16 protein-coding genes are annotated in these 18631 nt (G+C 56.4%); 9 read left to right on the forward strand and 7 right to left on the reverse strand.

Annotation, left to right across the window (positions count from 1 at the left end; genetic code table 11):
- Window positions 1-3: 3 nt before the first annotated feature.
- On the reverse strand, window positions 4-1422 hold the full coding sequence (locus HUO14_RS00225; protein WP_176277902.1) for a spinster family MFS transporter: 1419 nt from the start codon (window positions 1420-1422) through the stop codon (window positions 4-6).
- 305 nt (window positions 1423-1727) lie between these two features.
- On the opposite strand from HUO14_RS00225, the gene HUO14_RS00230 reads away from it, so the two are divergent.
- The 9 genes from HUO14_RS00230 (at window position 1728) to HUO14_RS00270 (ending at window position 10046) form a co-directional block, all read left to right on the forward strand.
- A complete protein-coding gene (locus HUO14_RS00230; protein WP_176277903.1) occupies window positions 1728-2264 on the forward strand; it encodes a helix-turn-helix domain-containing protein in 537 nt (178 codons plus the stop codon).
- An 87-nt stretch (window positions 2265-2351) separates the two neighbouring features.
- Entirely contained in the window at window positions 2352-2711 is a 360-nt protein-coding gene (locus HUO14_RS00235; RefSeq protein WP_176277904.1) for a hypothetical protein, read from the forward strand.
- Between the two features lie 62 nt (window positions 2712-2773).
- Window positions 2774-3217 carry a hypothetical protein gene (locus HUO14_RS00240; RefSeq protein ID WP_176277905.1) on the forward strand — a complete coding sequence of 148 codons (444 nt, stop codon included), beginning with the start codon at window positions 2774-2776 and terminating at the stop codon, window positions 3215-3217.
- 90 nt (window positions 3218-3307) lie between these two features.
- Window positions 3308-4735: a glycosyl transferase family protein gene (locus HUO14_RS00245; protein WP_176277906.1), complete on the forward strand. Its 1428-nt coding sequence runs from the start codon at window positions 3308-3310 to the stop codon at window positions 4733-4735.
- Between the two features lie 445 nt (window positions 4736-5180).
- A complete protein-coding gene (locus HUO14_RS00250; protein ID WP_176277907.1) occupies window positions 5181-5870 on the forward strand; it encodes a hypothetical protein in 690 nt (229 codons plus the stop codon).
- 103 nt (window positions 5871-5973) lie between these two features.
- The gene (locus tag HUO14_RS00255) at window positions 5974-6888 is read left to right on the forward strand and encodes a sulfite exporter TauE/SafE family protein (RefSeq protein WP_176277908.1); all 915 of its coding nucleotides are present in this window, start codon (window positions 5974-5976) and stop codon (window positions 6886-6888) included.
- The gene (locus HUO14_RS00260) at window positions 6885-7658 is read left to right on the forward strand and encodes a TIGR02186 family protein (protein ID WP_335646099.1); all 774 of its coding nucleotides are present in this window, start codon (window positions 6885-6887) and stop codon (window positions 7656-7658) included. Before HUO14_RS00255 ends, HUO14_RS00260 begins: the two co-directional genes overlap by 4 nt.
- A gap of 112 nt (window positions 7659-7770) precedes the next feature.
- Window positions 7771-9480, forward strand: a complete 1710-nt coding sequence (locus tag HUO14_RS00265; protein ID WP_176277909.1) for an ATP-binding protein — start codon at window positions 7771-7773, stop codon at window positions 9478-9480.
- Between the two features lie 128 nt (window positions 9481-9608).
- Complete coding sequence (locus tag HUO14_RS00270) at window positions 9609-10046, forward strand: hypothetical protein (protein WP_176277910.1); 438 nt, start codon at window positions 9609-9611, stop codon at window positions 10044-10046.
- Window positions 10047-10149: 103 nt separating this feature from the next.
- Here the strand turns inward: HUO14_RS00270 and HUO14_RS00275 are convergent, their stop codons facing one another.
- The 6 genes from HUO14_RS00275 to HUO14_RS00300 form a co-directional block, all read right to left on the reverse strand.
- Window positions 10150-12870: a valine--tRNA ligase gene (locus HUO14_RS00275; RefSeq protein ID WP_176277911.1), complete on the reverse strand. Its 2721-nt coding sequence runs from the start codon at window positions 12868-12870 to the stop codon at window positions 10150-10152.
- A 133-nt stretch (window positions 12871-13003) separates the two neighbouring features.
- Window positions 13004-13675, reverse strand: coding sequence for an enoyl-CoA hydratase-related protein (locus HUO14_RS00280; RefSeq protein ID WP_176277912.1), 672 nt, complete (start codon window positions 13673-13675; stop codon window positions 13004-13006).
- A complete protein-coding gene (locus HUO14_RS00285; RefSeq protein WP_246255101.1) occupies window positions 13675-15684 on the reverse strand; it encodes a S9 family peptidase in 2010 nt (669 codons plus the stop codon). The genes HUO14_RS00280 and HUO14_RS00285 overlap by 1 nt, the downstream gene beginning before the upstream one ends.
- 150 nt (window positions 15685-15834) lie before the next feature.
- Window positions 15835-16320, reverse strand: a complete 486-nt coding sequence (locus tag HUO14_RS00290) for a DUF2497 domain-containing protein (RefSeq protein WP_176277914.1) — start codon at window positions 16318-16320, stop codon at window positions 15835-15837.
- A 56-nt stretch (window positions 16321-16376) separates the two neighbouring features.
- A complete protein-coding gene (locus tag HUO14_RS00295) occupies window positions 16377-17807 on the reverse strand; it encodes a TolC family outer membrane protein (protein ID WP_246255103.1) in 1431 nt (476 codons plus the stop codon).
- Window positions 17808-17861: 54 nt separating this feature from the next.
- Window positions 17862-18515 carry a protein-L-isoaspartate O-methyltransferase family protein gene (locus HUO14_RS00300; RefSeq protein WP_176277916.1) on the reverse strand — a complete coding sequence of 218 codons (654 nt, stop codon included), beginning with the start codon at window positions 18513-18515 and terminating at the stop codon, window positions 17862-17864.
- Window positions 18516-18631: the final 116 nt, after the last annotated feature.

The raw sequence follows: 18631 nt of genomic DNA on the forward strand, positions 1-18631 counted from the left end.
GCCTCAGTTCATTTTCGCTACGAGGTCATCCTGGAGGGTCTTGCAGGCATAAATATACATGCCGCCAGCGACGAAGAATATGCTGACGATATATATGATCGCCCAGCGCAGGCCTTCCGCGCTCGCCGTCAGGCAAGCCTCCGCCTTGGCCGCGCCGAGAGCCGCTATCAGGTCTTCCGGCCTGCCCTTACAGATCTGGCCAGTCAGCTCGGCAGCAAACTGGGAGCTGGCAAGGTCTGCGCTCATCAGCATGTCGCTGGCAATCCCCATGACGAGCGGGCCACAGCCATAGCCGATGAGATTGACGATGAAGAGGAACAGCGCAACGGCGGTGGCCCGCGACTGCGGGCTCGCGACGCCCTGGCAGATGGTATATTGGGCACCGAGATAACCGTAGTGCAGGGCTGCAGCGAAGAGCAGAACCGCCAAGGCGAGGGGTACGCTGTTTGTGGTGAAGCCTATCCAGTAGAGAGGCACGCACATGATCAGCATGACGCCGGGCAGCCACGCTACCACATTGGGAAAGCGGCCGCTCATTTTCTCGGTCAGATAGCCGGTCAGGAACGCACCGAGCGACGCGGCAAGGCCAAGCGGCACGGCAATCTGCAGCGTCACTTCAGAAATCGACAATTCGTGGACGCGCTGGAAAAAGGCGACCTGAAAATTGGTTACACCATAGCCGACAAAGGCGACCAGAGCGGCCGCAATCATGTTGATCCAGAAGCTCCGTTTGGCCGACAATTCCCGGACCGTATCTGCAATTCCCATTTTCTTGGGCTTGATCGCGGTCGGAGGGTCAGCATAGCCGCGTGGAGGTTCCTCGACCGTGAAGAGGAATATCAGGCCGAAAAGCACGCCAGGTATGCCAAGCGCCAGAAAGGCTTCGCGCCATGAAAATAATTCGGTGATCGGACCGCCAAAGGCATTGGCCAAAACGCCGCCCAGTGTAATGCCCATGGTGTAGATCGCGATCGCCCGGGCGCGACTGCGTGGCGGGAAATAGTCCGAAATGATAGAATTGGCTGCAGGCGTCAGGCCCGCTTCGCCGATGCCGACACCTATGCGGAATACGAGCAACGCGATAAAACTGCCTGCTATCCCGCACAATGCCGTCATGAGCGACCACATGATGACGCTGGCGGCGATGATTTTTACGCGGTTCATACGCTCGGCAAGCCGGGCAATCGGGATGCCCATGACCGTGTACATGAGCGCAAAGCCGAAGCCGGATAACAGGCCGAATTGCCAATCCTGCAACTTGAACTCTTCGATGATCGGCTGGGCGACTACACCGATCAATATACGATCGATGAAGTTCAACGTGTAGAGAAGCATCAACGAGATTATTACATAGTTCCGATAGCCGCCGGATCGATATGCCAGTCCGGTGTTGGTCACAGGCGCTGTTTGAGTTGCGTTCATGCTCTCTCCCTTTTCTTTGGTTGATGGCCTGAACAGGCGGACAAGTCCAGCGGACTTTGATGAGCTTGAACTTGGGCTGCGAGTCGGTCGCGCGACAAGCCCGCAAGATGAAAAAAATTCACGAAACCGCTGATATCTGCTATTGTAACGGATTGTATCATTGAGTCAGGCCATTGCAATAAAGGGGGAATTATGGCGCAACGACCGCAATTCATGCAGAGAATCGCAATTTTTTGCTCCCAATGGACCGGTTGTTTTCAAACATGTCAGCCATCGCTCCACCGATTCGAGCAGGCTTCTCCGACATGACCATTGCCGCAGCTGACAGATTGAATGACGGCCAGCGCGATTGTTTGCGGCTGGTGCTGGCGCATCATAATTCCAAAGAAATTGCACGGCAATTGGGAGTATCTCCGCACACTGTCGATCAACGATTGCGCACCGCCATGCGTATTTTGAACGTGCAGTCCCGCTTTGAGGCCGCTCGTGAATTTGCCGCGATCGATGCCGATGACGGATATCAACCCTTGATATATCAAGTATCGGAGGTTGAGCCAGTAGAGGAAAGCGGGAGACTGGGCACGTCAATCGGAGGGGGCGCAGACGAGCAGATCGCCTTGATCGAGGATGGTTCAAAAGTCGACGGCAAAGACGCCGGGGCAAATTTTGAATCATCCTCAACCAGGCGCCAACGTCTTCCTTTCCCGCAATATCGTGGCGAGAAAAATTATCTCAACATGGTCGAGCGGATGGGATGGATTTTGGCCATCGTGATCGGTTCGGCTTTGTCCTTCGGCGGACTTTTGGCGGGATTGGAGGCGCTTTCCCGGCTTAAAGGGTGATAAACACTCGGCAGGGCCTGCGCATTCTCTCCTCGATTTGGTCATTTGGAAAGTGCCGGGACGTCAATTCCCGCGAAAGGAGTCACGATGCTAAAGCAAAGACGCGATGCAGCCGAGAGGCTGGCGACGAGATTGTTCGCCACGGAAAAGGCGGTCGACGAGGCAATCTGTAGAATGGCGGACTTGACCGGATATATGCCCACCGCGAGGACGGATGCAAAATTATCGGCTGTTTTTGGCCAGGAGGCGATATCTCAAGCGGCTGCAACATTGTCGGCACTGGTCCGAGCAAGAGGACAGCTGGTTGCGACGCACAATCGGCTGGCAGAAACCCGCGATCAGATTGGACTGCAAGCCATGGCTATGGGAAGCGATGACATGAAGCCACCCGTGCAGGCGAAAGCGCAAAATGAAGACATCGTCAGGTTGGTTGACGATGCTGCATAGCTGCCGATGAATAAATCTGTTGGCGCCGCCGTTGCGGACGTTGGAGTGAAGATCGCAGAGATATGATTTTCAACACGATTTGGGCTTATCTCTATTATATGTTTCTTCTGGTCTGCTGCGCGCATGCGATTTTTCGCGGTGCTCGAACTGAATATTTCGGGGCAGCAATCATGGTCGCGGGATCATTGTCGACTCTGGCGATTGCGAAAATGGTGGAAAATTCCTGGACGGGTGTGGAAGCGGGCATGTTGGCGGTAGACATGATTGCTCTCGCGGCATTAATCGCCCTGGCTCTAAAATCCGATCGTTTCTGGCCGATGTGGGCAACTGCATTTCACCTGCTTGCGGTGACCATTCATACGGCAATGGCGGTGGCGCCACAGATAACGCCTTGGGCATTTGCGACCGTAGCGGCATTTTGGGCCTATCCGATGTTGCTGGCACTGGCGATTGGATCTCACGAACATGCGCCAATAATGGCGAATAGAGAGACCGATCCCCGATAGCGCGACGCGCCGATTTACACCTTCACTTGCTGACTATCACCTTCAAATTTCCGCAGCAGCGCCGCTTCTGCGAAGCAATGGAGTATTGCCATGGCGAGCGACCATATTCTGCCGGTTCTGGATGTTCTTCAAAAAGAAATGCTGCTCTTCGCGAGCCTGTGTTTTCTGATTGGTGCAATCGACGACATGGTTTTTGACGGGCTTTGGATTTTTTACCGGTTGAAACGCAGGTTGTTTGTCTATTCGCGCTATCGACGCGCAACAGTTGAAACCCTTGGCGATGCAACGCCCGATGGCCGACTCGCGATATTCGTACCCGCCTGGAACGAGGCACCGGTTATTGGTGCAATGCTGGAGCGATGTCTGCGGCAATGGAGAGCGGGTGCATATCGGATATATGTCGGCTGTTACCCCAATGATCAGGCGACCATTGCAGCGGTTGCTGCTGCAGCGGCCGGTTCGCGAGAGCTCCGGTTGGTCATCTGCCGGCAGAACGGGCCAACGACCAAGGCGGATTGCCTCAACCATCTCTGGGATGCGCTGTGCCAGGATGAAATCGAGGAAAAGCGCAATTATGCCGGAGTGGTGCTCCACGATGCAGAGGATCTCGTTCATCCCGAAGAGCTGAGACTGCTCCGTCATCTGGTCAGTCGGGCCGCGCTGGTTCAACTGCCGGTCATCCCGCGTCGTGCGACGAGGTCGCGGTGGATCGCAGGCCATTATGGCGATGAATTTGCCGAATTGCATGGCAAGCAGATGGTGATGCGCGAGGCGCTTGGTGCTTCGATGCCATCGGCTGGCGTTGGCTGCGCATTCGCGCGGGATGCTCTGATGAAACTTTCGGCCCGAACGCAGGGCAAGCCATTTGACGCGCAAAGCATGACCGAAGATTATGAATTGGGTCTCAAGCTGACAGAAGGAGATTCCCGGGGTATTTTTGTGCGGCTTCGCGATCAGCGCGGACAATTGGTTGCTACACAAGAGTTTTTTCCTGACAAATTGGCAGATGCCGTTCGTCAGAAAAGCCGATGGATAGCGGGGATTTCCTTGTCCGGATGGGATCGACTGGGCTGGAACAAGGGCTGGCGAGAAAACTGGATGCGATTGCGAGATCGCAAGGCCACGATCGCCGCCATGGTCTTGGCAATCGCCTATATGGCCGTCATTTTAACAGCGATAATGCTGGTAGCAGAAATGCTGGGTTTTTACCAATTGCAGCCGGTTTCCGAATTTCTCGGGATATTGTTAGTCATCAACGCCGGAGCGTTGATATGGCGGCAGCTATTGAAAAGCTGCTTCGTCTTTGCGCTCTACGGCCTTCGCGAGGCGCTCCTGTCGATGCCGCGGACGGTCGTCGCCAATATAATCAATATCATGGCAGCGTGGCGGGCCATTGGTCACTATACAAGACAACTTGTAGGCGACCCGGTGAATTGGGAAAAAACAGCCCATTTCTTTCCCGACGCCAACGATGTGCAGGAGCTCAGGCCAAAATTTTCTGTTGGTGAACGGAACTGATGTCTTGAGTGGCGAGGCTTCCGGTGCGCCGCTTCGGGCTTTCGGAACCCTGGCGGTCATTTGGATATTGGCGCGGTTCATCGCGTGGAATGTGCCAGAAAATATTGCTCCGGGTCCGCTGGACTCCCTGCGCGGCCATGCCGCAATCCGGGACATCCGGAAGATGCACGGTACAGGAACGGCAGGCCCGGCTGGAATCCGTTCGTCGGAGCCAATGGTAAGCCGGAACATAGTAGCCAAACAGCTTGATGCGAAAAATATACCTTATCCTGCACGGCGATCGATTGAGCAGGATCCCGTCCGGTTGCCCTTCACACGGCGCCGCCATTCGCTGCTCAAGTGGCAACCGCAAATCATCGCGTACCGGCTTCCATCGATGACCTCACTGCCACCAAACGGGAGTCTTGCCGATAGAACCCGATCGCGCGCAATGAGAGAGCAAAGCATGCCCGCGAAAGAAAACCGGCGGGGATTGACGGGCTATTTCTGGATCTTTGCCCGACAGGCGCCCCAAATCAATGGTCCGGAGGCGATCGGCACGAGGGCCGCCATCTCGAACGGGCAATATGGCGGGAGCCAGACCGGTGCCATCTTGTCTTATCCGATATTCACAAGCCCTGGTCCCGAAGTGGCGGTTTACGGGCGGCTCAGTGCCGCTTTAGCGCCCTTGGCCCAAAAGGAACTGGCTCTCGGCGGCAGGCTCCGCCTTTTTGAAAGTCTTCCGCTTTCTATTCATGCCGAACAGAGGTTCAGCGCAGAATCGGGGCGGGGCGGCGGCACGGCCTTTTTCGCGACTAGCGGAACCGGGCCGAATCCGATTATCGAAAAGATAATGATCGAGACTTACGCACAGGCAGGATATGTTCTGGGCGGCGAGAAAACGTATTTTTTTGACGGCTTTGCAACTTTGCAGCGTCCGATCATAAAATCCGATCGCAAGAAACTGTCTATCGGAACAGGAGCCTGGGTCGGCGGTCAACGGAATGTCGCCCGTCTGGATATTGGTCCGAGAGCTGATATCCGGATCCCGCTCGGGGCTGCGGCTGCACGTATAGCGGTGGACTGGCGTGTTCGGGTTGCCGGCGATGCGCAGCCCAGAAGCGGAGCGGCGATAACGCTTTCAACCAGCTTTTGAGCGGACGGAATTTCATTCTCTTGCCGAGAACAGATTGATTTCTCGCGCTCGGCGTCGCAACGCCCTTTATCCCGCAACAAAAAGAGATTAGTCCCATAGCGATATGGACATTTATCTCCCAATTGCCAATCTTTCGGTCAATGCTTTTGTCATCGTCCTGCTTGGCGGACTGGTGGGGATTTTGTCAGGCATGTTTGGCGTCGGCGGTGGCTTCCTGACCACTCCATTGCTAATCTTTTACGGCATTCCGCCGACCGTCGCGGCCGCTTCTGCGTCGACCCAGGTTACAGGCGCGAGCATTTCAGGCGTCGCCGCCCATATGCGCCGCAAAGGCGTCGATTTTCGAATGGGCGGAATATTGGTGGCCGGCGGGATGTTCGGGACGCTCATAGGCACGGGGCTGTTCCAGATTTTGCAACGCTGGGGCCAGATCGATACTGTTATCAACGTTCTATACGTATTGATGCTGTCGAGTATCGGCGGGTTGATGTTCAAGGAGTCCCTGCAGAGCGTCAGGGCGTTGCGGGCAGGCAAGCCTCTGCCTGCGCAAAAGCGGCGTCACCATCCGTTGGTTGCCAACCTGCCGTTCCGGTGGCGTTTCTACCGGTCCGGTCTCTATATCTCGCCGATCGCTCCGTTCCTGCTCGGCCTTCTTACGGGTATCCTGACCATGTTGCTCGGTGTCGGCGGGGGCTTTATCATGGTTCCGGCCATGCTCTATCTGCTCGGCATGGGCGCTCAGGTTGTCGTCGGAACCTCGCTGTTCCAAATTCTGTTCGTGACCATAGCGTCGACGATGATGCACAGCATGACGACCCGAGCGGTTGATATTGTCCTGGCTTCGCTACTGTTGCTGGGCAGCGTCACAGGCGCTCAGCTGGGCGCAAAATTTGCCCAAAGAATGCGACCAGAATATCTCCGGCTGGCTCTGGCATCGATGGTACTGCTCGTTGCGATACGTATGGCGCTGGGGTTGGGGTTCCAACCGGATGAAATCTACACGGTGCAACCGCTGTGAAGCAGATTTACCAACTTTTGCTCCGGGTGGCATCGTTGTGCGGGATTTTCGTTCTGGTCACCGCGAATACACCGGTTCTGGTACCCGAGGTGTCGCAAGATCGCATAAGCATCAGGGGCGATTTCAATGGCGCACAATTGTTGCTTTTCGGCGCCATTACCTATCCACCCGGAACCCGCAATGCTGACCAGGCGGATATTGTCGTGGTCCTGAAAGGGCCGGTTGAATCGATTGTCGTACGCGAAAAGCAGCAGATAGCAGGTATCTGGATCAATGCGGCCAGCAGCGAGTTTCGTTCAGCTCCCGGCTATTACGCGGTAGCGTCCTCCAAGCCGATAAACGAGATTGTCGATGACAAGACTGCAGACATTTACGAACTCGGACTGGACCATCTACAGCTTTCCCCGGCAGGCGCGATTGATAGCCGGGAACTGGATCGTTTCGTTGGCGGATTGGTCGACCTGAATTCCCGCGGAGAGCTTTTTAAAAATCTGCCAAACAGCGTCAAAATCACCAATAATGTTTTGTATCAGGCGCGTATCAATCTGCCGGCGAGCGTACCGGTGGGGGATTATACGGCTGAAACATTTCTGATCCTTGATGGACGGGTCGCGGCGGCAGAAGTCAAAGAAGTGACAATCGAAAAGATCGGAATGGGCCGTTTCATTACCAATCTGTCACAGCAATATGGCTTTCTCTATGGCCTGATCGCTGTGTTCATTTCGGTAGTTCTCGGCTGGTCTGCCGGTTATCTTTTCCGCAAGATGTGATGCTGGCGGCTCTTCGGATTCAGCTGTTTATATTTCTGCCGCGCCGGTAAATCTTCCTTAACCATGATCCTCTAGTCCGGTTTTTAGACCAGTAAAAACAGGAAAAACGGCTATGTCCGACATGGGTTCCCATCATTTCCCCGCCGCAAGGCCTCTCCCGGTTTCTGAAAATGAAACGCAAGGGCACGCAAGCCCAGCCCCCGCGGCCGCTGCAAAGCGCACCGAAGGTCATCAGATTGGCGAGGTTATCGAAATTGCGGGATCCGGGTCCAAAGTAGTCATGGATTGCGCTACTCTGACGAATTTGCTGGAGCATCCTGATCCGACCGTCAAAATGGCCGGCCAGGTCGGTAGCCAGGTCAAGATTCGTGTTGGTCAAACATGGCTGCTCGCCAATATCCGGACTCAGAGAATCTACGAAGGACAAGCAGGACTGGTGGTCGCCGAGATCGATTTCCTTGGTGAAGGTGATGAAGAGAAGCTCACTGGCCATATCTTCAATTTTCGCCGCGGTGTGACGCGCTACCCAACTCCAAGCTCGCCTGTCTATGCCGTAACCACTGCGGATCTGAAGCAGGTCTATGCTTCGGACGGTCGTGCCAATGTCGAAATCGGAACGGTCTATCCGACCGATGATATTCGTGGCGCGCTTTATGTCGACGCCATGCTCGGCAAGCATTTCGCGCTGTTGGGATCAACCGGTACCGGTAAGTCGACTTCGGCTGCTCTCATCCTCCACAAGATATGTGATCTGGCACCCGAAGGTCATATCATCATGATCGATCCGCACGGTGAATATTCAGCCGCGTTCAAGGACAACGGCAAGCTGTTCGATGTGAACAATCTCAATCTCCCCTATTGGCTGATGAATTTTCGCGAGCATTGCGAAGTATTTGTTCAGTCCAGAGGCGATGCAAAGCAGATGGATTGCGACATTCTCGCCAAATGTCTTCTGGCTGCAAAGGCCAAAAGTCAGGCTTCCGCGAATGTTGCGAAACTGACCGTCGACTCGCCAGTGCCTTATCTGCTGTCGGACCTGACCTCGATCCTGCAGAATGAAATGGGCAAGCTCGACAAATCGACCAACAGCGCACCTTATCAGCGATTAAAAACCAAGATCGACGAGATAAAGGCCGATCCGCGCTACAGTTTCATGTTTTCCGGCATGCTCGTCGGCGACACGATGGCTGCGTTTCTCTCCAAGATTTTCAGACTGCCGTCCGAAGGCAAGCCGATCTCGATTATCGATGTTTCGGCCATGCCATCAGAAATCACGCCGACAGTGGTGTCCGTGCTCAGCCGCCTCGTATTCGATTATGCCATCTGGTCGCGCAACGAACCTGCTCGACCGATGCTGCTGGTCTGTGAAGAAGCCCACCGTTATATTCCCAATGATGATGTGGCCGAGGAAAGCAGTGTCCGTGATATTCTCAGCCGAATTGCCAAGGAAGGCCGGAAATATGGCGTTTCGCTTGGTCTGATCACGCAGCGGCCATCCGATCTCGCCGAAGGCGTGCTCTCGCAATGCGGTACGATCCTGTCCATGAGGCTCAACAATGACCGAGATCAGGCGTTCGTGAAAGCCGCCATGCCGGAAGGCGCGCGCGGGTTCCTCGACTCGATCCCGGCGCTGCGCAATCGTGAAGTGATTTGCTGCGGCGAAGGCGTAGCAATTCCGATTCGCGTCTCGCTGGATACGCTGGCGGAAGAACGTCGTCCCGCGTCGGAAGACCCGATCTTCTCCGAACTATGGTGCGAACATGGTGGTGAAGAAGAGATTATCCAGCGTGTAATCAAACGCTGGAGAGCACAGGGTCGGTAATTTTTCGACCGGACCGTTTATCCATTTTCATCGACCGTTTATCGATCAACCGTACCAAATTACCGTTCAACGATTACACTCGTAGTCATTGGGCCGCGTATCGGGCGTGGCGAGATGCTACGGAGTATATGATGATTGATAAACGCAATTTTAGACTGATGGCAGCATCGGGCTTCGCCGCCGCGTTGATATTGCCCGCAATGGCAAGCCACGCGCATGACACCAGGATTCATCGTGATAGAGAATGGAGCGAAACACTTGCTCGCGATATCAAGATCCAGGTGAAGGCCGGGATGGCCGAAGCAGCCGTGGGCATGGAGAAAGGCGCGGAGGAGATGCTGCGCGGAGCCAACAGGATGGAGGCCTATGCGGACCGGCTGGAGCGAGACTCCGCATTTCGCGAGCGCGAGGCTGCACGGCAGAATGGCTGGCGAGACGGCAAGGTCACGGCGCAACAACTGCTGGAAAGTGCGCCCGAAATGCGGGCTGGCGCGGGCAAAATGCGCGAGGGTGCCGAGAAAATGCGCGCCGGCGCGGTAAAGATGCGGCGCGGCGAGGCGCATTAAGAGCGCTGTCGCTGGTCTCTACTCCCGTGAAGGCCGAACTCATCTCCAGCCATTTCCAATATGGATCAGGCAGCAGATAAGCTCTGCCTTCGCAAAAGCTGGATTATCCCAGCCGGTCAATTGCCGCTTGCAGCCGCTCCGATTCCGCCTCTTTGGCCGCCAGATCCGCCCGTGCTTTTTCCACGGCCTCCGGCTTTGCCTTTTCAACAAAATTTGGGTTGAAAAGGCGGCCGGACAGCGATTTGGCTTCTTTTTGCGATGCTTCGAGCGCCTTGATTAGCCGTCCTTTTTCTGCCTCGAAATCGACAGCGCCTGCCAACGGTAGCACATAGGTTGCGCCATCCACGACGATCTGGGCGGTCGCGCCTTCCGGAGCCGGATCAAAGGAGATATTTTCCAGCCTGCCGACACGGTCCAGCGCAGAGCCTTGCCGCTGAATGCGTTCTGCCAGAGCATCATCGCCATCGCGCACATGGGCAGTCATTTTTGTTCCGGGCGGAATGTTGAGTTCGACTTTTGCCGTGCGAGTGGCCGAGATAAGACGAATGAGCCAGTCGACTTCGGCTTTTGCTTCCTTGTCGATTTCCGCTTTCGGCTCGGGCCATTTGGCGACGATCAGGTCATATTTTCTGTCGCCCATGCTGTGCCAGAGCTCTTCCGTAATGAACGGCATGAACGGGTGGAGCATGACGATGATCTGGTCGAGCACCCAGCCGGCGACGGTGCGGGTTTCGTCTGCCGCACTGGCATCCTCGCCCTGCAAAACGGGCTTGATCAGCTCGAGATACCAGTCGCAGAAGCGGTCCCATGTGAAGTGATAGATCGTGTTCGCGGCTGCATCGAAGCGCAGGTCGGTCAGTGCCTTGTCGAGCGCGCGCTGGGTCTCGACGACCTCGCTGATGATCCAGCGGTTGACCGGCAGACTGGCTTCTGACGCAGCGAGCGTCTTGCTTGCGCCGATACCGTTTACTTCGCAGAAGCGGGAGGCATTCCACAGCTTGGTGGCGAAATTGCGATAGCCTTCGACCCGCTTGTCATCCATCTTGATGTCGCGGCCCTGGCTTTCCATCGCCGCCATGAAGAAACGTAGCGCATCAGCGCCATATTGGTCGATCAGTCCGAGCGGATCGACGACATTGCCCTTCGACTTGGACATTTTGGATCCATCCTCGGCGCGCACCAGCCCGTGCAGATAGAGCCGCTTCCACGGCACTTCCTTCATGAACTGGATGCCCTGCATCGCCATCCGCGCATCCCAGAAGAAAAGGATGTCAAAGCCGGAGATCAGCAGGTCATTGGGATAATGGCGTTCGAGATCCTTGGTCTTCTCCGGCCAGCCCAATGTGCCGAAGGGCCAGAGTGCGGAGGAGAACCATGTATCGAGAACGTCGGGATCGCGGGTAAGCGCAACGCCGGGACCAGCTTGCGCCTGTGCTGATGCTTCATCCATCGCGACGTAAATTTTGCCATTCTCGTCAAACCATGCCGGAATCCGGTGTCCCCACCAGAGCTGCCGCGAGACGCACCAGGGCTGGATATTCTCCATCCAGTTGAAATAGGTCTTTTCCCAGCTCTTCGGAACGATCTCGATATCGCCGTCGCGAACCGCCTTGATCGCCGGTTGGGCGAGGGTTTCGGCATCGACATACCATTGATCGGTCAGCCATGGCTCGATAACCACGCCGCCGCGATCGCCGAAGGGCGTGGCGATTGTACGTGGTTCGGCGTCATGTTCGACCTGTTCACCGTCCCTGTTCTTTGAGACATGCGGGATCAGGTAGCCATGTTCCTTCATCTGCTGGACAACCAGTTCGCGCGCGCCGTTGATGCCGTCTTTTTTGAACCTGTGCAGACCGATATATTCCTCGGGCACCAGACCGTCCGCGGTCTGGCAGACATTGGCCTCGCCATCGAGCATGTTGAGCATCTCTCCAGCTGCAAAACCGGCTCGCTTGCCAACTTCGAAATCGTTGAAATCATGGCCGGGGGTGATTTTAACCGCGCCGGAACCCAGTTCAGGATCGGCATGATCGTCGGCGACGATCTTGAACCGACGTCCCGTAATCGGCTGCTGAATTTCCTTGCCGATAACGCTTTTGTAGCGCTCGTCGTCTGGATGAACCGCCACCGCCATGTCGGCCAGCATCGTTTCCGGCCGGGTCGTTGCGACCTCGATATAGTCCTGTCCGTTATCTAGCGTCACACCATCAGCGAGCGGATATTTGAAATGCCAGAAACTGCCCTTGGTGTCGGCTGTCTCTACTTCCAGATCGGATATCGCGGTTTTCAAGGCCGGGTCCCAGTTGACCAGCCGCTTGTCGCGATAGATCAGGCCATCATTATAGAGATCGACAAAGACCTTGAGCACGGCCTCGTTCATGCCCTCGTCCATCGTGAAGCGCTCGTTCGACCAGTCCATCGAACAGCCGAGACGGCGCAGCTGCCCGGTAATCGTGCCGCCGCTTTCCTCTTTCCACTCCCAGACTTTCTCGACGAATTCCTCGCGGGTGAAATCGGTGCGCTTCTGCTGACGCTCGTTCATCTGGCGCTCGACCACCATCTGGGTGGCGATGCCGGCATGATCCATCCCGACGACCCACAATGCGTCCTTGCCCTTCAGCCGCTCGTGCCGGATGATGATGTCCTGCAATGTATTGTCCAGCGCGTGGCCGATATGCAGGCTGCCGGTAACATTGGGCGGCGGGTTGACGATCGTGAACGGCTCGCGATCGTCGCGCTCCGGGCGGAAAAGGCCCTTGCTTTCCCAATGCTCATACCAGCGTGCTTCAATGGCGGCGGGGTCGAAATTTTTATCTAAGGTCATGCTGAGCCTTTGGCATTGGTTTTGGTGCGAGACAACAGTCTAATCGTCATTGCGCGCGTAGCGAAGTCATCCAGAGCGGTACGCGCGGCTCTGGATGGCTTCGTCGCTTTGCTCCTCGCAATGACACGGAGAATTAGATTGCCAGAATGGCGTCAATTTCTGCATTGGCTTTGGCCCGCAACTGGCGTTTGCAGGCCTTGAATCCAGGCTGAGCCGCCAGTTCCTTCACACGCACTAGCGCGTGATCCAGCAATTGAGCCGGGTCCGCCAATTCGTCTGCCAATCCTGCGCTCAAAGCTTCTACGGATGTCAGCAAATGCGAGGATAGCGATAACCGGCGCCGCCAGACAGGGTCGAGCCAATGATCGAGGATTGCTTGCGGTACGGGCGGGAAGGGAAGACCGGCTTTGGCTTCCGGCAGTCCGATCTTGTAATCGCCCTGCGCGGCAATAATCCAGTCCGCCGCGAGCGCCATGATGCCGCCTGCGCCAATCGTGTTGCCGTTGAGGGCCACCACCACTGCACAGGGCAGGCGATGCAGCGCAGCCGCAAAGCGGTCAATCGCCGCCGCGGCCTGAATCTGGCCTGCCTTGTCCAGAGCCGCGGCGATTTTTGTGTCCATGCCGCAAGTAAAATGTTCGCCGGCCCCGGTCAGAACAATGCCGTTTTCGGGAGGGTCTTTCGCCAGCACCTGCAAGGCCGCGATCCCTTCCTCAAGCAACTCGGGATGGAGTGTGTTGCGTTCGCCGTTAGTGAGGGTGACGATGATCGTGCCATCGCGTTCTTCGGTCGAAAAATAGGGCACTAGTCTGCGCCCCCCTGACTATCAGCAGCTGTCCACCTGCCCATCCAGTCAAATACCGTGCGGTACCATTGGACGCTATTCTTGCCCTTGAGCACCCAGTGGTTTTCGTCCGGGAAAATCAGCAATTTGGAGGGAATTTCCATTTCCTGGGACACCGTGAACGGCATGATGCTCTGGGTATAGGGGATGCGGAAATCCTTTTCGCCGTGGATGAACAGCGTCGGTGTTTTCCAGTTGGCGATCTTGTTGACGGGGTTCCATTTTTCCGGGTTGGGTCGCGACCACCAGTTGCCGCCATGATCCCATTGATCGAACCACAATTCTTCCGTGCTTAGCGCCATTGCGCGCAGATCGAATACACCAGCATGGTTGATCAGGCAGTCAAAGCGGTCGGGCCAGTTGCCGGCGATCCAGTTCATCATATAGCCGCCATAGGATCCGCCGAGAGCACAGGATCGCTCGCCGTCGATTTGCGGATCGATTTCCAGCGCCGCTGCATAGCCCAGCTTCAGGTCTTCCAGCGGCTTGCCGCCCCAATCCTGGTTGATGCTGTCGGTGAAATCTTGCCCGTAACCAACAGAACCATGGAAATCGATGGTAACCGCCGCATAGCCCTGGGCCGCCATTACTTTCGGGTTCCAGCGAGTGGACCAGCTGTTGCCAAAACTGCCTTGCGGTCCGCCGTGGACGAGAAACGCCATCGGCAGCTTGCCGGTCGCGCCTTGGGGTTTGATGATCTGCCCCCAGACCTGCTCGCCGTCCGCGCCGGCAAAATCGAACCGCTGGATATCGACCTTGTCGATCTTGGCCAGTTCGGGGCCATTGATATTGGTCAGCTTTGTGATCGTGCCGTCTGCCGAACGGCGATACAGGTCGGTAGGCGCCTGCAGGCTGTTCATGGTGTAAATCAGCGAACCGTCCTGCAGCGGAATGGTCGAGCTGACATTGCCGCCCGGTGTCAGGCGCGTGACTCTGCCCGTTTCGACTTCAACCGCGAATGCGGGGTGATCGAGCACTTCCTGAGCGGTAACGATGAGATGTTTGTTGTCCGGCGTCCAGACGATCGAGCCGACCGAGCGGTCCCAGTCTTTCGTCAGCGCAATCGCCTCTTCCTCGTTGCTGCCCTGCTTGCGTAGCTTTACGACCAGACGATCGGCCTCATAACCTGGCCGCTCCATAGCTGCCCAGGCCAGCCATTCTCCGTCCGACGAAAATGCGGGCAGCGTGTCGGTGGCCTTGTTCTGGCCTGTGAAATTGACGGTTTCCTTGCCATTGACCATCGCGCCGTAAATATCGAGATTGGTTGACTTCGGTTCGTTCCGGTCAGCGGTTCTGAGGGTGAAGAAGACGCCATCCTCGCCCGGGACCCAGGTGATTTCTTCTCCGCCACCGAATGGTTTGGATGGGCTGTCACCCACGAGATCACCATCTAGCGCGGTGCCGTCGCCCGCGACTTTTCCGTCTGCCAGGTCAAAGGCGAAAATCCGGCTGTAATTGCCGGGCGTTTCCCAGCTCGACCAGTGGCGGATGAACAGCTCGTCATATTCGCGACCGGTTCCGGGGCCGGGTTCTGCCTTGTTACCGTTGTCTTCGCAGCCGAACGTCGGGCAGTCCCTCGCAATATCACCCCAGAGCGCAATCTTGTCTCCACTGTGCGATATTTTGAAACCGGAGATGTCGGCCTTTAAATCACTCGCTTGCACCGATTGACCGACATTACCCCCCGGCGCAATAACAGCATGCCAAAGCTGCTCGGAGCCGCTGGCGTCGCTGAGATAATATAGGCTGCCATCCGGCGCATAAGCGGGACTATGTTCGCTTTTGCCAGCCTGATCTGCGATCCGGGACGGCACTGCATCGGGTGTGTTCAGGTCGAGGAGATAGAGCGCGCTGGATCGTTCGTAACTCTCCGGTTCGGTTTCGGTGACGTCATAGACGGCCCATTTCTCGTCCGGAGAAACGGCGACCGAACCCATGCGTTTCAACGTGGCAAGATCTTCCACGGTCATCGGTCGCGCCGACGCAAATGTTGGGACTGTCAGTGCTGTCACGAGGAGAGCGGCGGTTGATATTTTGGAAAATTTTGTCATGGCCGACAGTTTAGCACGGCTATTCGACAAGGCAATTGGGATTAGAGCAATTGGCTGAGGCTCGGAATCCTATTTCTCGCTCAGCCGCTTGATTTCGCGCGATACCATTTCTTCGACAAGTTCAGGCAGATTATGATCCAGCCATTGCTTGATGAGTGGTCGCATCAATTCGCGGGTCAAGTCTTCCAGCGATGTGCCTCCGGATTGATGTTGAGGCGCGTGACGTTCCATTGCCTCTTTCTCGACCAGCGCCGACAGCGACTGACGCATGCTATCAAGCTTGTTGTCGTCGATCAGCCGCTCTTCCTTGCGGCGGTCTCCAAACACACCCTGTGCGGTTCGATTGCCATGGTCCGGCAGTTCGTTGGTCAGCTCGAGTACTTCTTCGATCGTGGTCGCAGGCTTCACGTCCGGGACGGCTTGCAGAGCCGGCTTCTGGGAGGTTTTCCGGCGTTGCTGGGGGCGATCATCATCGATAGCCTTGTCTTCGGCGATGATGCGTTTGATCGACGAGAGAATTTCTTCCATCGACGATTCCCTGTTTTGTTCAGCCATTTGCGAAACCCCCAAAGCTCATACTCGACCACCGGAACCCATCAACGCCATCCGGTCTAACGGCGTGTCGGTATTTCAGGCAGAGGCTCTATCTCCGCTTTTTGCGGCTGACTGTCAACGGTTCTGGTCGCTTGCGGTTCCGGATTAGGTTCGCTCTGATAGTCATAGAACATATCATCGACCCGGTCGTAATTGACCGCCGGATCATAAAGCGGGCCGCCTTCCAGGCCGAGGTCACGCGCTTCCGCCCGCCCCATCGCGGCGAGCAAGGAAAAGCCTGCGACATAGGCGTTGCGACGTGCAGTCACCAACTGTACCTGCGCGTTGAGTAATTCCTGTTCGGCGTTCAATATGTCCAATATGGTCCGGTTACCGACGGAATTTTCCGCGCGCACACCCTCCAGCGAAAGGCTTGCAGCCGCCACGGCCCGCTCCGAGGACTGGATGACCTGCTCGGATGCGCGCCAACTTGAATAGGCGGCCCGAGTCTGCGAAATCACATCACGTTCTACTGCGATCAGCTGTTCATAAGCTTGACCGGAACGGGCCTGCGCCTGACGAATTTGTGCGGCAGGGCGCCCGCCCTGATAGATTGGCATGGTCGCTCTGACGCCAACTTCGGCAGTTGACTGTTCCTGCACGAATGTCGAGCCGGCTATATTGCCGCCAAGCGTTCCGTGATAATTCAGATAACGTCCCTGGGCGTAAGTCGAAACCGTCGGCTTATTGGCCGACCGGGCTGTTTTTATGTCAAATTCGGCGGCTTCGCTACGTTCTTTGGCGGCGAGCAAATCCGGGTTAAACGTCAGGGCAAGGTCAACGGCCTGATCCGGTGTTTCCGGCAAATTCGGCAGCGGCGGAGGGGGCTCGAGATCGCCGGGTTCATTGCCGACAAGCGCGATATAATTTTCTTTGCTGGCGATCAGCCTGGCGCGCACGGTTTCGAGATCGCTTTTCGCTATTTCAAGCCTCGATTCCGATTGCGCGACGTCGGTTCGGGTCAGGTCGCCGATTTCGAACCGGTCGCTGGTCGCTTCCAGATTGACCGAGAGGACGCCGACATTGGCCCGGTTCAGCTTGACGATCGCCGTGTCACGAATGACGTCCATATAGGTAGCGACGACGTTGCTGAAGATACTCGCCTCGGTAGCGCGGAGATCGAATTGCCCGGCTTCCACTCTTGTTCTGGCAGCCTGCACGGCATTTTTTACGGCACCGCCGGAATAGATGGGCACGGTGATCGATCCGCCAGCTGTGGATTGGCGCAATGGCGCGGTAAAGCTATTGGCGCTGCGGATAAAATTTTCCTGAAAGCCAAAATCGCTGGTAGCGCTCGGTCGACCGTCGGCTTTGGCTATGGCGACATTTTCGTCGGTCGCTCGCTGGGCGGCACGTGCGCCGGAGAGGGTGGGGTTGGTTTGATAGGCGGCTACCAAAGCATCGCGCAGCGTATCGGCCTGGACCGGTGCCGATAGCATCGCCAGCATGGCCGTTCCAATGAGAAGGCGCCGTCTATTCATCTGTTCATTCTCCCGAACGGCCTAAAAATTGAAGCTTTTGGTTTTTTCAAAGCCGGGTAGAGGGCAGGCTCCGCAATCGGCAAAATATTGATAGCCGACATTATTCCCGGCGGTGCGGCCCAAGGCAAGGCGGGACACGCCATCGTTCATCACCGCAGCCACAATGCGTCCGTCCGGTGCGAGCTGGTCAACCAGGCTCTGTGGGATCTCTTCCACCAGTCCGTCGACAACGATCACGCTATATGGTGCAGATTTGGCCCAGCCAGCCGCATGCTCACCGGTCTCGATCTTTACCCCGGTCACGTCAGCCAGATTCTTTTGCGCTGCAGCCGCCAGTTTTGCATTGGCTTCGACTGCCGTCACAGAGCCGCCGAGCTGTGCGAGCACCGCCGCCGTATAGCCCGTGGCAGCGCCGATTAGCAGGACATTGTCGTCCTTGGTCACATGCGCCACATTCAACAGCCGTCCGGTGGTGAGCGGCGGATTCAAGGCCCGGCCTTCGCCGATCTGCACACCGCGGTCGGCATAAGCGAAGCTGCGCTGAGCAGCGGGAACAAAATTTTCGCGGGCGATGTGGCTCATGGCCGCAATGACGCGGGGATCGCTAACGTCGGTGGTGCGCAACTGGCTGACAACCATGGCCTTGCGCATCTGCTTGAAATTTTCCTGACCCAAGAGTCGATCCTCCCAATGAATAACATTCCGTCCATGCCATGCCTGTATTATTTACACAATACACTATGGTGGAGATTTGTCGCTTCTAGCGGGGGTTGGCACGTGCGCCAAGATGG

It is taken from the genome of Parasphingorhabdus flavimaris (assembly GCF_013371215.1).
GTDB lineage: Bacteria > Pseudomonadota > Alphaproteobacteria > Sphingomonadales > Sphingomonadaceae > Parasphingorhabdus > Parasphingorhabdus flavimaris.

What these genes read in the sequence shown, in the direction of transcription:
- HUO14_RS00290 (WP_176277914.1), bottom strand. Translation starts at nt 16,320, where the DNA reads ATGGCTGAACAAAACAGGGAATCGTCGATGGAAGAAATTCTCTCGTCG.
- HUO14_RS00225 (WP_176277902.1), bottom strand. Translation starts at nt 1,422, where the DNA reads ATGAACGCAACTCAAACAGCGCCTGTGACCAACACCGGACTGGCATAT.
- HUO14_RS00275 (WP_176277911.1), bottom strand. Translation starts at nt 12,870, where the DNA reads ATGACCTTAGATAAAAATTTCGACCCCGCCGCCATTGAAGCACGCTGG.
- HUO14_RS00245 (WP_176277906.1), top strand. Translation starts at nt 3,308, where the DNA reads ATGGCGAGCGACCATATTCTGCCGGTTCTGGATGTTCTTCAAAAAGAA.
- HUO14_RS00240 (WP_176277905.1), top strand. Translation starts at nt 2,774, where the DNA reads ATGATTTTCAACACGATTTGGGCTTATCTCTATTATATGTTTCTTCTG.
- HUO14_RS00255 (WP_176277908.1), top strand. Translation starts at nt 5,974, where the DNA reads ATGGACATTTATCTCCCAATTGCCAATCTTTCGGTCAATGCTTTTGTC.
- HUO14_RS00270 (WP_176277910.1), top strand. Translation starts at nt 9,609, where the DNA reads ATGATGATTGATAAACGCAATTTTAGACTGATGGCAGCATCGGGCTTC.
- HUO14_RS00230 (WP_176277903.1), top strand. Translation starts at nt 1,728, where the DNA reads ATGACCATTGCCGCAGCTGACAGATTGAATGACGGCCAGCGCGATTGT.
- HUO14_RS00285 (WP_246255101.1), bottom strand. Translation starts at nt 15,684, where the DNA reads ATGACCGTGGAAGATCTTGCCACGTTGAAACGCATGGGTTCGGTCGCC.
- HUO14_RS00250 (WP_176277907.1), top strand. Translation starts at nt 5,181, where the DNA reads ATGCCCGCGAAAGAAAACCGGCGGGGATTGACGGGCTATTTCTGGATC.
- HUO14_RS00265 (WP_176277909.1), top strand. Translation starts at nt 7,771, where the DNA reads ATGTCCGACATGGGTTCCCATCATTTCCCCGCCGCAAGGCCTCTCCCG.
- HUO14_RS00295 (WP_246255103.1), bottom strand. Translation starts at nt 17,807, where the DNA reads ATGCTGGCGATGCTATCGGCACCGGTCCAGGCCGATACGCTGCGCGAT.
- HUO14_RS00235 (WP_176277904.1), top strand. Translation starts at nt 2,352, where the DNA reads ATGCTAAAGCAAAGACGCGATGCAGCCGAGAGGCTGGCGACGAGATTG.